Source organism: Microbacterium sp. K35 (assembly GCF_004794375.1).
Taxonomy (GTDB): Bacteria; Actinomycetota; Actinomycetes; order Actinomycetales; family Microbacteriaceae; genus Microbacterium; species Microbacterium sufflavum.
Genome location: NZ_SSDM01000086.1, coordinates 1 through 615 on the forward strand (window position 1 = coordinate 1; position 615 = coordinate 615).

1 protein-coding gene is annotated in these 615 nt (G+C 75.3%); it reads right to left on the reverse strand.

Going from position 1 to position 615, the window contains the following annotated elements:
• Window positions 1–414 (reverse strand): DUF3054 domain-containing protein (locus DW299_RS02325; protein ID WP_136035497.1); only part of this gene is annotated, 414 nt, incomplete at its 3' end.
• Window positions 415–615 lie beyond the last annotated feature (201 nt).

Here is a 615-nt window from a genome sequence, read left to right on the forward strand (position 1 = left end):
CCTCCGCGCCGCCGACGGGCGGGTCTGCGGCGCGGAGGCCGAGCCCCGGTCGGACGACGCGCGCAGACGCCGCACCAGCGCCGCGAGCCCGCGCCAGCCCACCAGGAATAGCCCCAGCACGATCGACGCGACCACGATGAAGGGCACCTCGGCCGTGTCGCCGCTCAGCACTCGCAACAGCATGCCGCCCGCGACCGTGACGACCCACACGACGGCACCCCACGCCAGCGACCACGGTCGCCGCGGTCGTGCCGGGAGCAGCAGCGCCACCGCGTACCCGACCAGCAGCGCGACCAGGAAGGGCCAGGCGGTGAGGAGGAACCCGGCCGGGTCTTCTTGATGGGATGCCCGCCCGATCGCGGCGAAGACCAGGACGAGCACGGCGTCGACGATGAGAGCGGGGAGGTATCTCATGCCCCCGACCCTACGCCGCGCCACCGTCATCGGCTCGTCGGCGCGGCGGTCCGCCGTGCGACCGGTGGCACCGCGCGCTCAGGTGTGGCGGACGAACCGCCCCTCGCGCAGCACCGGCACCGCGTCGATCGCATCCAGTGCCGCAGCCTCGACGGGGGCGAGGGGGGCGAGCCCCGCAGCGGTCAGGCGCTCCGTGGCCGC